We start from the raw sequence: 15,496 nt of genomic DNA on the forward strand, positions 1-15,496 counted from the left end.
TCTTTTACCAGATGCTGACGCGCTCTTCTGCCGGCAGCCACATCCCGTCCTGCTCCGCCACGTCGAATGCCTCATGGAAGGCATCCAGGTTGCTGGCGATTGCATTGGTGCGGAACTCGTTGGGGGAGTGCGGGTCCGTGGCCAGCCTGCGGATGGCTTCTTCGTTCCGGATCACCTGCCGCCAGCCGGCAGCCCAGGATGCGAAGAACCGCTGCTGGCCGGTCAGGCCGTCCAGCACCGGCGGTTCCGCGCCGTCGAGGCTGATCAGATACGCCTTGTACGCGATGGTGAGCCCGCCGAGATCGCCGATGTTTTCGCCGAGCGTGAGCTTGCCGTTGACATGGTGGCCCGGCGCCGCGGTGGGCGACAATGCGTTGAACTGGGCCACCAGCTTGGATGTCAGGGCCTCGAAGGCTTTCCGGTCATCCTCGGTCCACCAGTTGCGGAGGGTACCCCCGCCGTCGAACTGCGAGCCCTGGTCATCGAAGCCGTGGCCGATCTCGTGCCCGATGACGGCGCCGATGCCGCCGTAGTTGACGGCGTCGTCGGCGTCCGCCGTGAAGAACGGCGCCTGCAGGATTGCCGCCGGGAACACGATCTCGTTGAGCAGCGGGTGGTAATACGCGTTGACCGTCTGCGGCGTCATCAGCCACTTGTTCCGGTCAACCGGCTTGCCGACCTCGTCGAGGTGACGGTCGACGTCGGCGTTGTGGGCCCGCTCGACGTTCCCCAAGAGGTCGGCGGGGTCGATCTCCACTGCGGAGTAGTCGATCCACTCATCGGGGTAGCCGATTTTGGCGCGGAATGCGTCGAGTTTCTTCAGGGCCTCCAGCTTGGTGTCCTCGCCCATCCAGGTGAGCCCGGTGATGCTCTGCCGGTACGCCTCGATGAGGTTGGCCACCAGCGTCTGCATGTGCGCCTTGTGGGTTTCGGGAAAGTGCCGGGAGACGTAGATCTGGCCGACGGCCTCGCCCAGGGATGCTTCGACGACGGCGACTCCCCGCTTCCAGCGGTCCTTGTTGCGCGGCGTTCCGCTGATGGTGGTGCCGTAAAAAGCGAAGTTCGCGTCCACGAATCCGGAGGACAGATAAGGCGCCGCGGAGCTGACAACCCGCATGGCCAGCCAGTCCTGCCACGCTGCCAGCGGTTCGGATTCGAGCAGGCCGGCCGCTCCGGCGAAGAAATCAGGGGTGCTGACCACTACCTCTTCGCGTTTCTCCGGAGTGATCCCGGCGGCCTCGAACCAGGCGTCCATCAGGGGGAAAAGCTCCACCGCCTCTGCCGCGGATTTCAGGTTGTACGTTTTCTGCGGATCCCGCAGTGTGACGTTGTCCCAGTGGTGGGCGGCCAGGGCCGTCTCCAGCCCGACCACGCGCTCCGCGGCGCCGTCGGGATCGGCAGTCCCCGCGAGGCTGAGCATGGTCCGCACATGCTCGCCGTAGGCCTTGACCATGGGGGCGAACTTCTCTTCGCGGTAGTACGACTCGTCCGGCAGGCCGAGGCCGCCCTGCCCGGTGTACAGCAGGATCCGGTCCGGGTTGCCGGCATCGGGGGCCGGGTAGATGTAGAAAAGCCCGGACACGTCAGAGCGGAACAGCCTTCCGGCGAGTTCGATGACATCCCGTGCGGAGGCGGTGGCGAAGACTGCCGCAAGCCGTTCCCGGATGGGGTCCATGCCCTTCGCTTCCACGGTGGCTTCGTCCATGAAGCTGTTGTAGAGGTCCCCGACCTTCCGCTCGATGCCGCTGGCGTCATCGCCGCGTCCTGCGGCTTCTTCGATGATTTCCCTGACCGCCAGCTCGGAGCCGTCCCGCAAGGCCGTGAATGTGCCTTCCAGGGGGCGGTCGTCCGGGATGGTCGTGCTTTTCAGCCACGCGCCGTTGATGTGCTGGTACAGGTCATCCTGCGGCCGCACGCTGTGGTCGATATTGGACAGGTCAATCCCCGAGTTTGGCACAAGTGCTCCTTCAGGTGAGGGCTGCCTCCGGCGCTGGCACCGGTGGCAGCGTCTGCATAGTGGACGTTGCTGGAGGTGTTGCTCCTTCATCTTACGCACCCGTGTTACTGTGAAATGGTGCGCGCAGAACTGCTTCTTCTTAGCTGCCGCGGCGAGGCCTCAGACGCGATCTAGCGCAAGGCCCATCCTCGTCGCGGAGTTAGTGTTGCCCGGCCACCTTTCAAACAGGAACCACAGAAAAGGCCCCGATAGTCATGCGAAACGCACAGAAGCCCTCAGGAATGCCGGTCCACCGCTACGTCCCGTTCCAGGACCAGATCAACGTTGAACTGCCGGACCGGACCTGGCCGGACAAAGTCATCACCAAGGCCCCGCGCTGGTGCGCCGTTGACCTCAGGGACGGCAACCAGGCCCTGATCGACCCCATGAGCCCGGCCCGCAAGATGAAGATGTTCGACCTGCTGGTCCGCATGGGTTACAAGGAGATCGAGGTCGGTTTCCCGTCCGCATCGCAGACTGACTTCGACTTCGTCCGCCAGCTGATTGAGGGCAACCACATTCCGGACGACGTCACCATCCAGGTGCTGACGCAGGCACGCGAGCACCTGATCGAGCGGACCTACGAGTCCCTGGTCGGCGCCAAGCAGGCCATCGTCCACCTGTACAACTCGACATCGGTCCTGCAGCGCCGCGTCGTCTTCAACCAGGACGAGGACGGCATCCTGGACATCGCGCTCCAGGGCGCCCGCCTGTGCAAGAAGTACGAGGAAACGCTGGCGGACACGCACGTCACGTACGAGTACTCGCCGGAATCCTTCACCGGAACGGAACTGGAGTACGCCGTCCGCGTCTGCAACGCCGTGGCTGACGTTTTCGAGGCCTCCGCCGACAGCCAGGTCATCATCAACCTGCCGGCGACGGTCGAAATGGCCACTCCCAATGTCTACGCCGACTCCATCGAGTGGATGAGTCGCCACCTGCACCCCCGCGAGGGCATCATCCTCTCCCTGCACCCGCACAACGACCGCGGCACCGGCGTTGCCGCCGCCGAGCTGGGCTACCTCGCCGGCGCGGACCGGATTGAAGGCTGCCTGTTCGGAAACGGCGAGCGGACCGGCAACGTGGACCTGGTCACCCTGGGCCTGAACATGTTCGTCCAGGGCATCGATCCCATGATCGACTTCTCCGATATCGACGACGTCCGCCGCACCGTGGAGTACTGCAACCAGCTGCCGGTGGCGGAGCGTTCGCCGTACGGCGGCGACCTCGTCTTCACGGCGTTCTCCGGCTCGCACCAGGACGCCATCAAGAAGGGCTTCGAAGCCCTCGAGAAGGACGCTGCTGCCGCCGGCAAGGATGTGGCCGACTACACCTGGCAGGTTCCGTACCTGCCGGTGGACCCCAAGGACCTGGGCCGCAGCTACGAAGCCGTCATCCGGGTCAACTCGCAGTCGGGCAAGGGCGGCGTGGCTTACCTGTTGAAGAACGAGCACAGCCTGGACCTGCCGCGCCGTGCGCAGATCGAGTTCTCCGGCGTGATCCAGCAGCGGACGGACACCGTGGGCGGCGAGGTCAGCGGCGCCCAGCTCTGGCAGACCTTCCAGGACGAGTACCTGCCCTCCAGCAAGGAGGACGGCCAGTGGGGCCGCTATTCGCTGGGCTCGTTCAGCACGGAAACGGACGACGACGGCGCCATGACCTTGCACGCGACGGTCACCGTGGACGGCGTCCAGGTCCGCCGGACCGGCTCCGGCAACGGCCCGATCGCGGCGCTGCTGGCGATCCTGGGCCAGGACGGCGTGGATGTCCGGGTCCTGGACTACAGCGAGCACGCGCTCTCGGAAGGCGGCAACGCCCGTGCCGCGGCGTACGTTGAGTGCGCGGTCGGCGAGCGGGTCCTGTGGGGCGTCGGCATTGACTCCAACACCACCACGTCCTCGCTGAAGGCCGTCATTTCGGCAGTCAACCGCGCGGTCCGGGACGCCCAGGCCTAAACCCATCACCCGTCCCGCTGACCTGCTGCGCTCCCGGATCAATCCGGGGGCGCAGCAGCCGCGTTATCCGGAAGGTCAGTGCGAAGATTAACTGTGGCCCAACAATCCTCATTTTCTGCGCGCGCGTACCGGGATGATGCCGTCGTGCTGCGCACCCATAAGCTGGGCGAAGCCGACCGGATCATCACGCTCCTCACCAAACACCACGGCCAGGTCCGCGCGGTGGCCAAGGGCGTGCGCCGCACAAGCAGCCGCTTCGGCGCCCGGCTGGAACCTTTTATGGTGGCGGACCTTCAGCTGATTTCGGGCCGGACACTGGATATCGTCACCCAGGCCGTAGCCAAGGGCGCCTACGGGGGCAGCATCGCGGCGGACTACGGCCGCTACACGGTTGCAGCCGCCATGACCGAGACAGCCGAGAAGCTGACGGACGTGGACGGCGAATCCGGTACGGCGCAATACAACCTCCTGGTCGGGGCTCTGGCCTCGCTGAGCAGGGGCGAGCACACCCCGGAACTCATCCTCGATTCATATCTGCTGCGTGCCCTGGCCACCGGGGGCTGGGCACCAAGCTTCACGTCGTGCGCCCGCTGCGGCGCGCCGGGACCGCACACGGCGTTTTCGGCGCCACTGGGCGGCATGGTGTGCGCCAACTGCCGTCCGCCGGGATCGCCCGCACCCGCAGCCGAAACAGTTTTCCTTCTCGGGGCACTGCTGACAGGGGACTGGGCGACGGCGGATGCCTCCGTGGCGGTCCACCGGCGGGAAGCTGCCGGTTTGGTGGCCAGCTACCTGCAATGGCATCTTGAACGTGTGCTGAAATCCCTCAAACATGTGGAGCGTAGCTGACAGTGGCCCTTGGAAAGAAGAAAACTCCCGTCCGGCAGCGGACCACACCGGTGACCGCACCGTACCGGCACAGTTCCGGGGCCGTGCCGCCGTCCATTCCCGACGAGTTCATTCCCCAGCATGTGGCGATCGTCATGGACGGCAACGGCCGCTGGGCCAACCAGCGGGGGCTGCCGCGGATCGAGGGCCACAAGGCCGGCGAGCCGGCGCTCCTGGACGTTGTTGCCGGCGCCATTGAGCTGGGCATCAAGTACGTCACCGTGTACGCCTTCTCCACGGAGAACTGGCGGCGGTCCCCGGAGGAAGTCCGCTTCCTGATGGGTTTTAACAAGGATGTGCTACGACGCCAGCGGAACCAGCTGGACGAGTGGGGCGTGCGCATCCGCTGGTCGGGGCGCCGGCCCAGGCTGTGGGGCTCGGTGATCCGGGAACTGGAAGAGGCCGAGGATTACACCCGGGGCAACAGCACGTGCACGTTGACCATGTGTGTTAATTACGGCGGCCGCGCTGAAATCGCGGATGCGGTCACGGCGATTGCCGAAGACGTGGCGGCCGGCCGGCTCAAACCGGGTGCCATCACGGAGCGGACCATCCAGAAGTACCTGGACGAACCCGACCTTCCCGACGTCGACCTCTTCCTCCGAAGCTCCGGTGAGCAGCGGCTCTCCAACTTCATGCTGTGGCAGTCCGCCTATGCGGAGTTCGTCTTTATGGACACGCTCTGGCCCGACGTCGACCGCCGGACCCTGTGGGACGCCGTCGAAGTCTATGCCCGGCGTGACCGCCGGTACGGCGGTGCCGTGGATGCCGCGGCACCGGCAGGCGGTCAGCCCGGATAGGAATGCAGCCAGGCGACCAGGTCGCGGTACGCTTCCTGCCGCACCTCGCGGCGCGAGAGGAAGATGTCGTGGATGGCCCCCGGGTAGCGGAAGACGGCCGTGCGCCGGCCAAGGCCCAGCGCGCGGCGGGCGGTCTGCTCGACGTCAATCACGGCGTCCACCCGCATCAGCTCCTCGGACCACTCGGCCTGGATCCTGGTGCGGTCCGAGAGCATCACCAGGACCGGCGCTCCGATGTCCAGCCGCCGTTCGACGGCCGAGTGTCCGGCAAGGACTGCCCGGGTCCAGCCGGCACGGATGGGGAACGACGCCGTCGGGCGCCACTGCGGATCAAGGAACCATTCCCCGTGCGCCTGGTCGCTGACGCTCTGCCAATAGCCCGGCATTTCCGGGAAATGGAAAGGCCTCTTGGGATCGGTGCGCGCGAACGGCTCCACGAGGTGCATGGCGATGTTCCGGAGCAGGCTGCTGCCCTGGAGCTCCAGCCAGGGGGCATTCAGGATGAGTGTCCCCAGGGCGCCGGGATGGCGGTCGGCCCAGAGCGCGCCGATCAGCCCGCCCAGTGAATGCGCCAGCATGTGGACGGCAGGGTCCGCCGCCAAACCGGTACGCAACGCCACATCCGCCCTAATCGCTGCCATCGCGGCCGCAATGTCTTCGTCATAGACGCCCAGGTCGGTGGTGTAGCCGGGTGTCTGCCAGCTCCGCAGGCTGCGGCCAAACTTCCGCAGGTCGAGGGCATAGAAATGGAGCCCGTGTGCGCCGACGTGCTTCGCAAGTTCTGCCTGCAGGAAGTAGTCCGCCCAGCCATGCAGGTAGAGGACGGCTACGGGGCGTGCGGATCCGTTGTGTGTCCGCGCTTCCGATCCCGGCCATTCCAGGTTGTGGAACATGTTCTTGCGCAGGGCTGCGAAGAAGGCCGGCGGACCCGGCGGGGTGGCGGGCACGTACCGCACCAGCGTGGCACACACCGCGCCTTCGTCGTCGTCGGCCAACGGAAGCTCCACACACTCGAACCCGTCACCGAGCTGGTCAGGCCCCCACACCGGCGGGCTCGGCACGGCCCCGTTCATTCCGTGCCGCCGTCATCCGGGATGTATCCCCGGATCCAGCGGCTCAGCCGGGCGTAGGCATCGGCCCGGACGTGGGCCGGAGACAGGAAGACGTCGTGGAGTGCGCCGTCGATCCGTTCCAGCGTGACCGACCGGCCCAGGGCCATGGCCCGGATGGCAATGGTGTTCACATCCAGCACGGCGTCGGTCCTGCGCATCGCCTCGGTCCAGAACATTCCGGTTTCGCTGGCCCCGGACAGGAGCACCAGGATGGGGACGTCGATCCGGAGCCCGCGGGCCACCCTGGAATGCCCGGCCAGCACGGCCCTAAGCCAACCGGCCCGCACGGGAAAAGCCATCGGCGGCCGGTATTTGGTGTCCACCGTCCACTCACCCTCAGCCTCGCTGCTGATGCTCCGCCAATAGAATCCGCGCTCCGGCAGCCGCAGCACCGCTTCCGGCCGGTAATGCGCCAGCGGGCCGACCATTGACCGGGCCGCCCGCCGGACCAGGGAGCGGCCGTGCATTTCGAGCCACGGGCTGTTAAGGACCAGCTGGGCGGCAACCCCCGGATGGCGGCTGACCCACAGGGCGGCGACAAGCCCTCCGGTCGAGTGGCCCATCAGGGTCAGCGACGGCCTGCCGGCTTCCTCCGGCCAGAGGGAGCCGATGAGTCCGATCGCCTTGCTGATCTCTGCGTCATAGTCATCGAGATCGGCCACGAAGCCGCCGGGGGTATCAGGCTGCAGGCTCCGGCCGTGATTGTGCATGTCCAGCGCAAAAAACTCAAAGCCCTTGTTTGTCCAGAACTCGGCCAGCTCCACATTGAAGAAGTAGTCGCTCCAACCGTGCAGGAACAGGATGGACCGGCGGGGGAGCAACCGGGGAACCGTGTGGCCGTGCCGGTCCGTTCCGCCTTCTGGCACGTGCCGCACCAGGGTTGCCGTGCGCTCCACGCCGTCGGCGCCCGTCGCCTGGTAGGTCAAGGCTTCGAAATCATCCCCCAGGATATCTGTGTGCCACTTCATCTGCCCAGCCTAGACAACGCGCGCGGCAGCAGCGAGCAACCACAGTGCCTGCAGGATGCGTCACACCGCGGCCGGACCTGCGCGCCGGTTTGGTCTGCGCAGCCGGAACCGGAAAACTGGAGTCATGCGCGTATATCCCACCTTCTTCCGCTTGGCCTTTTCATGGATGGACGCCGAACGCGCCCACAAGATCGGCTTTCGGGCCATCAGGCTTGCCCACACCTCAGGGGCGGGCAAGGTTCTGGCGAAGTTCACGGCCCCCGCGCCGTCGCTGCAGACCTCCGCTTTCGGCCTGACGTTTCCCTCGCCGTTCGGCCTCGCCGCGGGCTTTGACAAGGAGGGGCACGGCATCGAGTCGCTGACCGAGCTCGGCTTCGGCCATGTGGAGGTCGGTACCATCACGGGGCAGGCCCAGCCCGGCAACGAAAAGCCCCGGCTGTTCCGCCTCGTCGAGGACAAAGCCGTCATCAACCGGATGGGGTTCAACAACGACGGCGCCACCTCCGTCGCCCCCCGGCTCAAGTCCGCGAGGGCTGCCTTGCAGCGCCGGCACCCGGCCGTCCGTCCGGTGATCGGCGTCAACATCGGCAAGAGCAAGGTGGTGGAGCTCGAAGACGCCGTCGGCGATTACCTCATCAGCGCCCGGAACCTTGCGCCCGCAGCCGACTATCTGGTGGTCAACGTCAGTTCTCCCAACACGCCGGGGCTCCGCCTGCTTCAGAACGTGGAAACCCTCCGACCCCTGCTCAAGGCAGTGGGGGAGGAGGCGGACAAGGCCGCCGGAAGGCACGTCCCGCTCCTGGTGAAGATCGCCCCGGACCTGACGGACGAGGACATCGACGACGTCGCGCGGCTGGCCCTGGACCTGAAGCTGGACGGAATCATCGCCACGAACACGACAATCGGCCGCGAGGGGCTCACCGCCGACCCGGCAAAAATCCAGGAATGCGGAGCCGGCGGCCTGTCCGGCGCTCCCCTGAAGGAACGGTCCCTGCAAGTCCTGCGCCGCCTCAGGGAAGCAACCGGCGGTTCCCTTACATTGGTGTCCGTGGGCGGCGTGGAGACTGCCAAGGACGTCCAGGAAAGGCTCGATGCCGGGGCCACGCTGGTGCAGGGCTACACGGCGTTCCTCTACGAAGGACCCTTCTGGGCAGCGCGCATCAACCGGCAGCTGGCCAAGCACCCCGTCCGGCGCTAAGCCGAACGTCGGCGAACGGCGCCTGAGACAGAAAAGCCCCCGGCAGTCGGACTGCCGGGGGCTTTTGTGGCCTGTGTCAGGCGGGGAATTCTCCGCGCTTTACGAGCGGCTTGGGAAGGCGCAGCTTGCGGAACTGGAGCGAGCGCATGGATCCGTACCAGACGGTGCCGCGTTCCACCTCGCCGAACTTCTCGGTCAGCCGCTTTCGGAGCTTCCGCGACAGGATGAACACGTCAACGAACACAGCAAGGAACATGACCCAGAACCCGCCCAGGACATAGATCATCGACTCGCTGGTGGACGGCACCAGAAGCGAGACTATGACGAACACCAGGGCTCCGAACATCAGGTACTCGCCCAGGCTGAAACGGGCATCCACATAGTCGCGCGCGTAGCGCTTCTGCGGACCCTTGTCCCGAAGGGGCAGGAATTTCTCGTCGCCGGTGTCCAGGGCCTGGCGCATCTTGATCCGCTGGTCCTGGACGGCCGCCCGTTCTGCTGCTTTGGAGGCCTTCCGGTCCTCCGGCACCAGGGGACGCTTCCGCGCCGCTTCCTGGGCCTTGCGCTTGGGCGTGGGTGCGCCCTTGCCAAGGGCTGCATCCTGCCGGGCCAAAGCCTCGGCCGCCTGCTGGTCAACTACGTCCTGCGCCGTTGGCGCTTCCTTTTTACGTCCAAACACCCCTACAGAATACCTTGCACCCGCATGCGAAAAGTCCTGCGTCACACTACTCCGCCGGCGACGGAACGGGGGAGCCGGCGGGAGGCATCCGGAGTGTTTCCTGTGGTCCCCGGCACAGGTAGGGTTTTGGCCATGACTTCATCACCGGCGGGGACCCCGCAAAAATTCAGCGCAGGATTCGGCGAGATCGACGTCGATGCCCTGCGCCGGGCCGTACACGCGTCCTTTGACACCACGGTTGGACACCTGAAGGACCTGGTGAAGCTCCCGGGTATCGCCTGGCCAAGCTTCGATCCTGCCCCGCTGGACCGCAGCGCCGAGGCTGTGGCCGAGCTGGTGCGTGCTGCGGGAATCAAGGATGTCCGGATCCTGCGGTGCAACAAAGAGGACGGCACTCCGGGCGGGCCGGCCGTGGTGGCGCGCCGGACCGCGGCCGCGGGAAAGCCAACGATCCTGCTGTACGCCCACCACGACGTCCAGCCGACCGGAGACCTGGCGCTGTGGGAGTCCGAACCGTTCACCGCCGTCGAACGTGACGGCCGGCTTTACGGGCGGGGCGCGGCCGATGACAAAGCAGGCATCATGGCCCACATCGCCGCCTATGCCGCTGTCACCGACGTGCTTGCCGACGAACTGGGCATCGGTGTGACGTTCTTCTTCGAAGGCGAGGAAGAGGCCGGCTCGCCGACGTTCCGCACCTTCCTCGACACCCACCGCGAGCTGCTGCGTGCAGACGTCATTGTCGTGGCGGACTCCAGCAACTGGAAGGTCGGCATCCCGGCCCTGACCACCAGCCTGCGCGGCCTGGTCGACGGGACCATCGAGGTCCAGGTCCTGGAACACGCCGTTCACTCCGGGATGTTCGGCGGGGCAGTGCTGGACGCTCCGACACTGCTTTCCCGCCTCATCGCCACGCTCCACGACGACGACGGCAACGTCGCGGTACTGGGCTTGGTCAGCAGGGACGATGTTGCCGTCGACCTGACGGAAGCTGAATACCGGGCCGACGCATCAGTGCTCGACGGCGTCCGGCTGGCCGGTACCGGGACCATTGCCTCACGGCTATGGACCAAGCCGGCCCTCTCCATCATCGGCTTCGACGCTCCCGCCGTGGACATGGCCTCCAATACCCTGCTGCCCCGGGCACGGGCCAAGTTCAGCCTGCGGCTGGCCCCGGGACAGGACCCGGCCGACGCGATGGCCGCCATGCGGAACCACGTGGAAGCCAATGCGCCGTTCGGCGCGAAGGTGGTGTTTACGCCGGGGGAGAGCGGAAACCCGTTCCTGACGGACACGGATTCCGTGGCTGCCGGGATGGCAATGTGGGCGCTGGGGGAGGCCTGGGGTGTTCCTGCCGTGGAAATGGGGATCGGCGGTTCCATTCCCTTTATTGCGGACCTCACTGACGCCTACCCGGAAGTGCAGATCCTGGTAACCGGTGTTGAGGACCCGGATTCGAGGGCCCACAGCGCCAACGAGTCGCTTCACCTGGAGGACTTCCGCAACGCCGTCGTGGCCGAAGCGCTCCTGTTGGCGCGGTTAAACCATGAGGGCCTGGGCTGATACCTGGACCTCAGGGGCGGCACGCGGCTGTTCCCTGGCGGGTCCGTTCCGGATTCGTCAGGGAACATTCAGGGTATGGCCACGGTTACGTCAGGAGTTAGAGCTACACGCAGGATCGACGTAGCATGTAGCTATAGCCCATACCGTTTCCGTAGGGGCGGGCAACGCGAAAGCCGAGTCGCCACCACCGTCGTAAGAAGGTAGGCCAATGAGCACTACAACCAATGAAAACAGCAACGCAGCCACCGGCACCGCAAGCGAGGACCTGGCCACACACGAGGTCAAGCTGACCGACGTCGCCGCCGGCAAGGTACGCAGCCTGCTGGAGCAGGAAGGCCGTACCGACCTTCGTCTGCGCGTTGCTGTCCAGCCGGGCGGTTGCTCCGGGCTGATCTACCAGCTCTACTTCGACGAGCGGCTGCTCGACGGAGACGCCGTGCGCGACTATGACGGCGTCGAGGTCGTAGTGGACAAAATGAGCGTTCCGTACCTGAGCGGCGCCAGCATTGACTTCGAGGACACCATCTCGAAGCAGGGATTCACCATCGACAACCCCAACGCCGGCGGTTCCTGCGCATGCGGAGATTCATTCCACTAACCTGGCTGTTTGCCCCGTGACAGCTTGCATTCGGCACCGGTTTTAACCGGTGCCGACGCACGGTGCCGACATGTGGGCGAAAACCCCCGGGGAGCGGTAAGCTCTACATCGAGTAGTAAAACTTTTAGTGTGCCCGGGGAGCCATCTACGGCCCGGGCAACAGCAACAAGTAGGAAGGGCCGTCTGTGAGTTCGCAGAACCGAACCGGCAGCCGACGCAAACAGATCACTACGATCACTGGCTTGGCACTAGCCGGCGCGTTGGCTTTGACTGGATGTTCACCAGAGGTACAGAAAGGCTGGTTGCCCACCGAGCGTGGCACCACCAATCACACTGACCGCATCATGGACCTCTGGGTCAACTCATGGATTGCCGCACTGGTCGTGGGCATCATTACCTGGGGACTCCTGGTCTGGTGCATCGTCGCCTACCGCCGTCGTAAGGGCACGGTGGGATTCCCGCGGCAGACCAGCTTCAACCTTCCCCTCGAGGTCTTCTATCTGACCATCCCGCTGTTCATGGTGCTGGTGTTCTTCTACTTCACCGACCGCGACCAGCAGGCGATTGATGACCGGTCCAAGCCTGCCGACGTCGTTGTAGATGTCCGTGGCAAGCAGTGGGCCTGGGACTTCAACTACAAGCAGGGTGACGTAGTCACCGGCGACGTGCATGAAGCGGGCGTTCAGGCGCACCTCACCGGTGCTGATGTGGACAAGGAAAAGCTGCCCACCTTGTACCTCCCGGTGAACAAGTCTGTTGACCTGGAGCTGAACTCCCGCGACGTGATCCACTCCTTCTGGGTTCCCGCCTTCCTGCAGAAGCGCGACATGATCCCCGGCAAGACGAACTACATCAGGTTCACCCCCACCAAAGAGGGCACCTATGACGGCAAGTGTGCCGAACTCTGCGGTGAATACCACTCCGAAATGCTGTTCCGCGTCAAGGTTGTCTCCGAGTCGGAGTTCCAGTCGCACCTGGAGCAGCTGCGCCAGGACGGCAATTCCGGACTGCTCGGCGAAGAGTACGACCGCAACCCGAACCTGAACGAAATTAAGTAAGGGGAGCGACGTGGCTACTTACACTCAATCCGCACCTGTCGGGACCCTTGGGGCGCCCGTAGTACCGAAATCCAAGGGACGCATCGTCGTCAACTGGATCACTTCGACCGACCACAAGACCATCGGGTACATGTACCTGATCGCGTCCTTCGTGTTCTTCTGCTTCGGCGGCGTGATGGCCCTGCTGATCCGCGCCGAGCTCTTCGAGCCCGGCATGCAGATCCTGCAGACCAAGGAGCAGTACAACCAGCTGTTCACCATGCACGGCACGGTCATGCTCCTGATGTTCGCCACCCCGCTGTTCGCGGGCTTTGCCAACGTCATCATGCCGCTGCAGATCGGTGCCCCCGACGTCGCCTTCCCGCGACTGAACGCGCTGGCCTTCTGGTTCTTCCTGTTCGGCTCCACCATCGCCGTCTCCGGCTTCATCACCCCGCAGGGTGCCGCGTCGTTCGGCTGGTTTGCGTACGCGCCGCTGTCCAACACGACCTTCAGCCCCGGCGTCGGCGGTGACCTGTGGGTCTTCGGCCTGGCGCTGTCCGGCTTCGGCACCATCCTTGGTGCGGTCAACTTCATCACCACGATCATCTGCATGCGTGCCCCGGGCATGACCATGTGGCGCATGCCGATCTTCACCTGGAACACGCTGGTTACCGCCATCCTGGTCCTGATGGCCTTCCCGCCGCTGGCAGCAGCGCTGTTCGCCCTCGGCGCCGACCGCCGCTTCGGTGCGCACATCTTCGATCCCGAGAACGGCGGTGCCGTCCTCTGGCAGCACCTGTTCTGGTTCTTCGGCCACCCCGAGGTGTACATCATCGCGCTGCCGTTCTTCGGCATCGTCTCCGAGATCTTCCCGGTCTTCAGCCGCAAGCCGATCTTCGGCTACAAGGGCCTGGTCTACGCGACCATCGCCATCGCGGCGCTGTCCGTGACCGTGTGGGCACACCACATGTACGTGACCGGCTCGGTCCTGCTGCCGTTCTTCTCCTTCATGACGATGCTGATCGCGGTCCCGACCGGCGTGAAGTTCTTCAACTGGATCGGCACCATGTGGCGGGGTTCCATCACTTTTGAGACACCCATGCTGTGGAGCATCGGCTTCCTCGCAACGTTCCTCTTCGGCGGCCTGACCGGCATCATCCTGGCCTCCCCGCCGCTGGACTTCCACGTCTCGGACTCCTACTTCGTGGTGGCCCACTTCCACTACGTGGTGTTTGGCACCGTGGTGTTCGCCATGTTCGCCGGCTTCTACTTCTGGTGGCCGAAGTGGACCGGCAAGATGCTCAACGAGCGCCTCGGCAAGATCCACTTCTGGATGCTGTTCCTCGGCTTCCACGGAACCTTCCTGATCCAGCACTGGCTCGGAGTCGAGGGCATGCCCCGCCGCTACGCCGACTACATGCCGCAGGACAACTTCACCTGGATGAACCAGTTCTCCACGATCTCCTCGTTCGTGCTGGGCGCCTCGCTGATCCCGTTCTTCTGGAACGTCTACATCACCTGGCGCAGCAACGAGCGTGTGGAAGTTGACGATCCCTGGGGCTTTGGTGCTTCGCTGGAGTGGGCCACGTCCTGCCCGCCGCCGCGCCACAACTTCACGTCGCTGCCGCGCATCCGTTCGGAGCGCCCGGCCCTGGACCTCCACCACCCGGAGCTCGCCCAGTCGCACACCGTTGAGTCACCGGCACCGGCAGCAGCCGTGCTCGGCAACGCCGATCAGAAGGACACCGCCAAGTGAAGATCGAATCATGGATTTTTGGAGCCGGAGTCTTCTTCTTCGTACCGGTCGCCCTGGTTTACGGATTCCTGACCAACTGGCATGAATGGGTCGGCACCCTGGGCATCCTGCTTGTTGGTGGGCTGGCCGGCATGATCGGCGCGTACCTGGGGTTCACCGGCAAGCGCGTGGGACTGCGACCCGAGGACCGCAACGACGCCGAGATCCACGAGGGCTCCGGCGAACAGGGACACTTCAGCCCCTGGAGCTGGTGGCCGCTGGTCCTGGGCCTGTCCTGTGCAGCAGGCTTCCTCGGCCTGGCCGTTGGGTTCTGGATTGTCTACATTGCGGCCGGACTGGCGACCATTGCCCTCGTTGGCTGGGTCTTCGAGTACAGCCGCGGCGATCACGCCCACTAGCCTTACCTGCTCCACTGACAACGACGGCGGGCCCCACCATTTGGTGGGGCCCGCCGTCGTTTGCTTTGTGTTCGTATTCTTTGCTGCAGGGTGCCTTGAGGCTGGGTTGCGATCGAGGCGGGCCGGAAGCACCCGCCGCGGCCCGCAGGAACCCTTTAGGCGGCCGCGCCTGCCTCCAGGAGCAGCGTCAGGCCTTCCAGTGCTGCTTCGGCTGATTCGACGGTGTAGCGGGCGGGCAGCGCCTCGGAGTCAACGGAAAGTTCCACTTCGCAGCCACAGTAGAAATCGGCCGTCATCACCTCGAGCAGGGATCTCGCATCGACGGGCGGAACCCCGTCCTTACCTATCCTGACCGGCAGACCGGACTCCGTGACAGCCCGAACAAAGATAGCGGCCGGCCGGGCGTGCAGGCCGATGGGTGATTGAACAATTGCCTTACGCACTGGCAACGGGACTCCTTTGTTCCGACGGGACTCGGCTCCGTCATGACTGCATTCGTGATCAAGCGTAGCCGCGGCGTGACCCGACGCTGAAACTGTTGCAGG

Annotated in this window: 14 protein-coding genes; 9 read left to right on the plus strand and 5 right to left on the minus strand. The window is 65.1% G+C overall.

The genetic code is table 11. The features are described 5' to 3' along the window. Nucleotides 1-4: 4 nt before the first annotated feature. Nucleotides 5-1,957: a M13-type metalloendopeptidase gene (locus AB0N24_RS05065; RefSeq protein ID WP_364121293.1), complete on the minus strand. Its 1,953-nt coding sequence runs from the start codon at nucleotides 1,955-1,957 to the stop codon at nucleotides 5-7. 254 nt (nucleotides 1,958-2,211) lie between these two features. Between AB0N24_RS05065 and leuA the strand changes: the two genes are divergently transcribed. The 3 genes from leuA (at nucleotide 2,212) to AB0N24_RS05080 (ending at nucleotide 5,639) form a co-directional block, all read left to right on the plus strand. Continuing rightward, on the plus strand, nucleotides 2,212-3,951 hold the full coding sequence (gene leuA, locus AB0N24_RS05070) for a 2-isopropylmalate synthase (protein WP_364121296.1): 1,740 nt from the start codon (nucleotides 2,212-2,214) through the stop codon (nucleotides 3,949-3,951). 78 nt (nucleotides 3,952-4,029) lie between these two features. Continuing rightward, nucleotides 4,030-4,800 (plus strand): DNA repair protein RecO, encoded by a 771-nt coding sequence (gene recO / locus AB0N24_RS05075; protein ID WP_364121299.1) that lies wholly within the window; start codon nucleotides 4,030-4,032, stop codon nucleotides 4,798-4,800. 2 nt (nucleotides 4,801-4,802) lie between these two features. Next, nucleotides 4,803-5,639, plus strand: a complete 837-nt coding sequence (locus AB0N24_RS05080; protein WP_364121301.1) for an isoprenyl transferase — start codon at nucleotides 4,803-4,805, stop codon at nucleotides 5,637-5,639. Here AB0N24_RS05080 and AB0N24_RS05085 read toward each other — a convergent pair. After that, nucleotides 5,627-6,700 carry an alpha/beta hydrolase gene (locus AB0N24_RS05085; protein ID WP_364121304.1) on the minus strand — a complete coding sequence of 358 codons (1,074 nt, stop codon included), beginning with the start codon at nucleotides 6,698-6,700 and terminating at the stop codon, nucleotides 5,627-5,629. The two genes, AB0N24_RS05080 and AB0N24_RS05085, sit on opposite strands and share 13 nt — an antisense overlap. 8 nt (nucleotides 6,701-6,708) lie before the next feature. Then, nucleotides 6,709-7,719 (minus strand): alpha/beta hydrolase, encoded by a 1,011-nt coding sequence (locus AB0N24_RS05090; protein ID WP_364121306.1) that lies wholly within the window; start codon nucleotides 7,717-7,719, stop codon nucleotides 6,709-6,711. Nucleotides 7,720-7,843: 124 nt separating this feature from the next. Between AB0N24_RS05090 and AB0N24_RS05095 the strand changes: the two genes are divergently transcribed. Further along, a complete protein-coding gene (locus AB0N24_RS05095; protein WP_364121309.1) occupies nucleotides 7,844-8,917 on the plus strand; it encodes a quinone-dependent dihydroorotate dehydrogenase in 1,074 nt (357 codons plus the stop codon). Nucleotides 8,918-8,993: 76 nt separating this feature from the next. Here AB0N24_RS05095 and AB0N24_RS05100 read toward each other — a convergent pair whose 3' ends face one another. Beyond that, nucleotides 8,994-9,596 carry a DUF3043 domain-containing protein gene (locus tag AB0N24_RS05100; RefSeq protein ID WP_364121311.1) on the minus strand — a complete coding sequence of 201 codons (603 nt, stop codon included), beginning with the start codon at nucleotides 9,594-9,596 and terminating at the stop codon, nucleotides 8,994-8,996. 132 nt (nucleotides 9,597-9,728) lie between these two features. On the opposite strand from AB0N24_RS05100, the gene AB0N24_RS05105 reads away from it, so the two are divergent. The 5 genes from AB0N24_RS05105 (at nucleotide 9,729) to AB0N24_RS05125 (ending at nucleotide 14,951) form a co-directional block, all read left to right on the plus strand. After that, nucleotides 9,729-11,159 carry a dipeptidase gene (locus AB0N24_RS05105; RefSeq protein ID WP_364121313.1) on the plus strand — a complete coding sequence of 477 codons (1,431 nt, stop codon included), beginning with the start codon at nucleotides 9,729-9,731 and terminating at the stop codon, nucleotides 11,157-11,159. Between the two features lie 208 nt (nucleotides 11,160-11,367). Next, nucleotides 11,368-11,757: an iron-sulfur cluster assembly accessory protein gene (locus AB0N24_RS05110; protein WP_104172951.1), complete on the plus strand. Its 390-nt coding sequence runs from the start codon at nucleotides 11,368-11,370 to the stop codon at nucleotides 11,755-11,757. 185 nt (nucleotides 11,758-11,942) lie between these two features. Then, nucleotides 11,943-12,815 (plus strand): cytochrome c oxidase subunit II, encoded by an 873-nt coding sequence (coxB, locus tag AB0N24_RS05115; protein ID WP_364121317.1) that lies wholly within the window; start codon nucleotides 11,943-11,945, stop codon nucleotides 12,813-12,815. Between the two features lie 10 nt (nucleotides 12,816-12,825). Next, the gene (gene ctaD, locus AB0N24_RS05120) at nucleotides 12,826-14,553 is read left to right on the plus strand and encodes a cytochrome c oxidase subunit I (RefSeq protein WP_364121320.1); all 1,728 of its coding nucleotides are present in this window, start codon (nucleotides 12,826-12,828) and stop codon (nucleotides 14,551-14,553) included. Continuing rightward, nucleotides 14,550-14,951, plus strand: coding sequence for a cytochrome c oxidase subunit 4 (locus tag AB0N24_RS05125; RefSeq protein ID WP_364121323.1), 402 nt, complete (start codon nucleotides 14,550-14,552; stop codon nucleotides 14,949-14,951). The genes ctaD and AB0N24_RS05125 overlap by 4 nt, the downstream gene beginning before the upstream one ends. Nucleotides 14,952-15,106: 155 nt before the next feature. On the opposite strand, the gene AB0N24_RS05130 is transcribed toward AB0N24_RS05125, so the two are convergent. Continuing rightward, nucleotides 15,107-15,400: an HPr family phosphocarrier protein gene (locus tag AB0N24_RS05130; protein WP_364121325.1), complete on the minus strand. Its 294-nt coding sequence runs from the start codon at nucleotides 15,398-15,400 to the stop codon at nucleotides 15,107-15,109. Between the last annotated feature and the right edge of the window lie 96 nt (nucleotides 15,401-15,496).

This window comes from Arthrobacter sp. NPDC093128, from assembly GCF_040683875.1.
Taxonomy (GTDB): Bacteria; Actinomycetota; Actinomycetes; order Actinomycetales; family Micrococcaceae; genus Arthrobacter.

What these genes read in the sequence shown, in the direction of transcription:
- leuA (WP_364121296.1), top strand. Translation starts at nt 2,212, where the DNA reads ATGCGAAACGCACAGAAGCCCTCAGGAATGCCGGTCCACCGCTACGTC.
- AB0N24_RS05110 (WP_104172951.1), top strand. Translation starts at nt 11,368, where the DNA reads ATGAGCACTACAACCAATGAAAACAGCAACGCAGCCACCGGCACCGCA.
- AB0N24_RS05090 (WP_364121306.1), bottom strand. Translation starts at nt 7,719, where the DNA reads ATGAAGTGGCACACAGATATCCTGGGGGATGATTTCGAAGCCTTGACC.
- AB0N24_RS05095 (WP_364121309.1), top strand. Translation starts at nt 7,844, where the DNA reads ATGCGCGTATATCCCACCTTCTTCCGCTTGGCCTTTTCATGGATGGAC.
- AB0N24_RS05105 (WP_364121313.1), top strand. Translation starts at nt 9,729, where the DNA reads ATGACTTCATCACCGGCGGGGACCCCGCAAAAATTCAGCGCAGGATTC.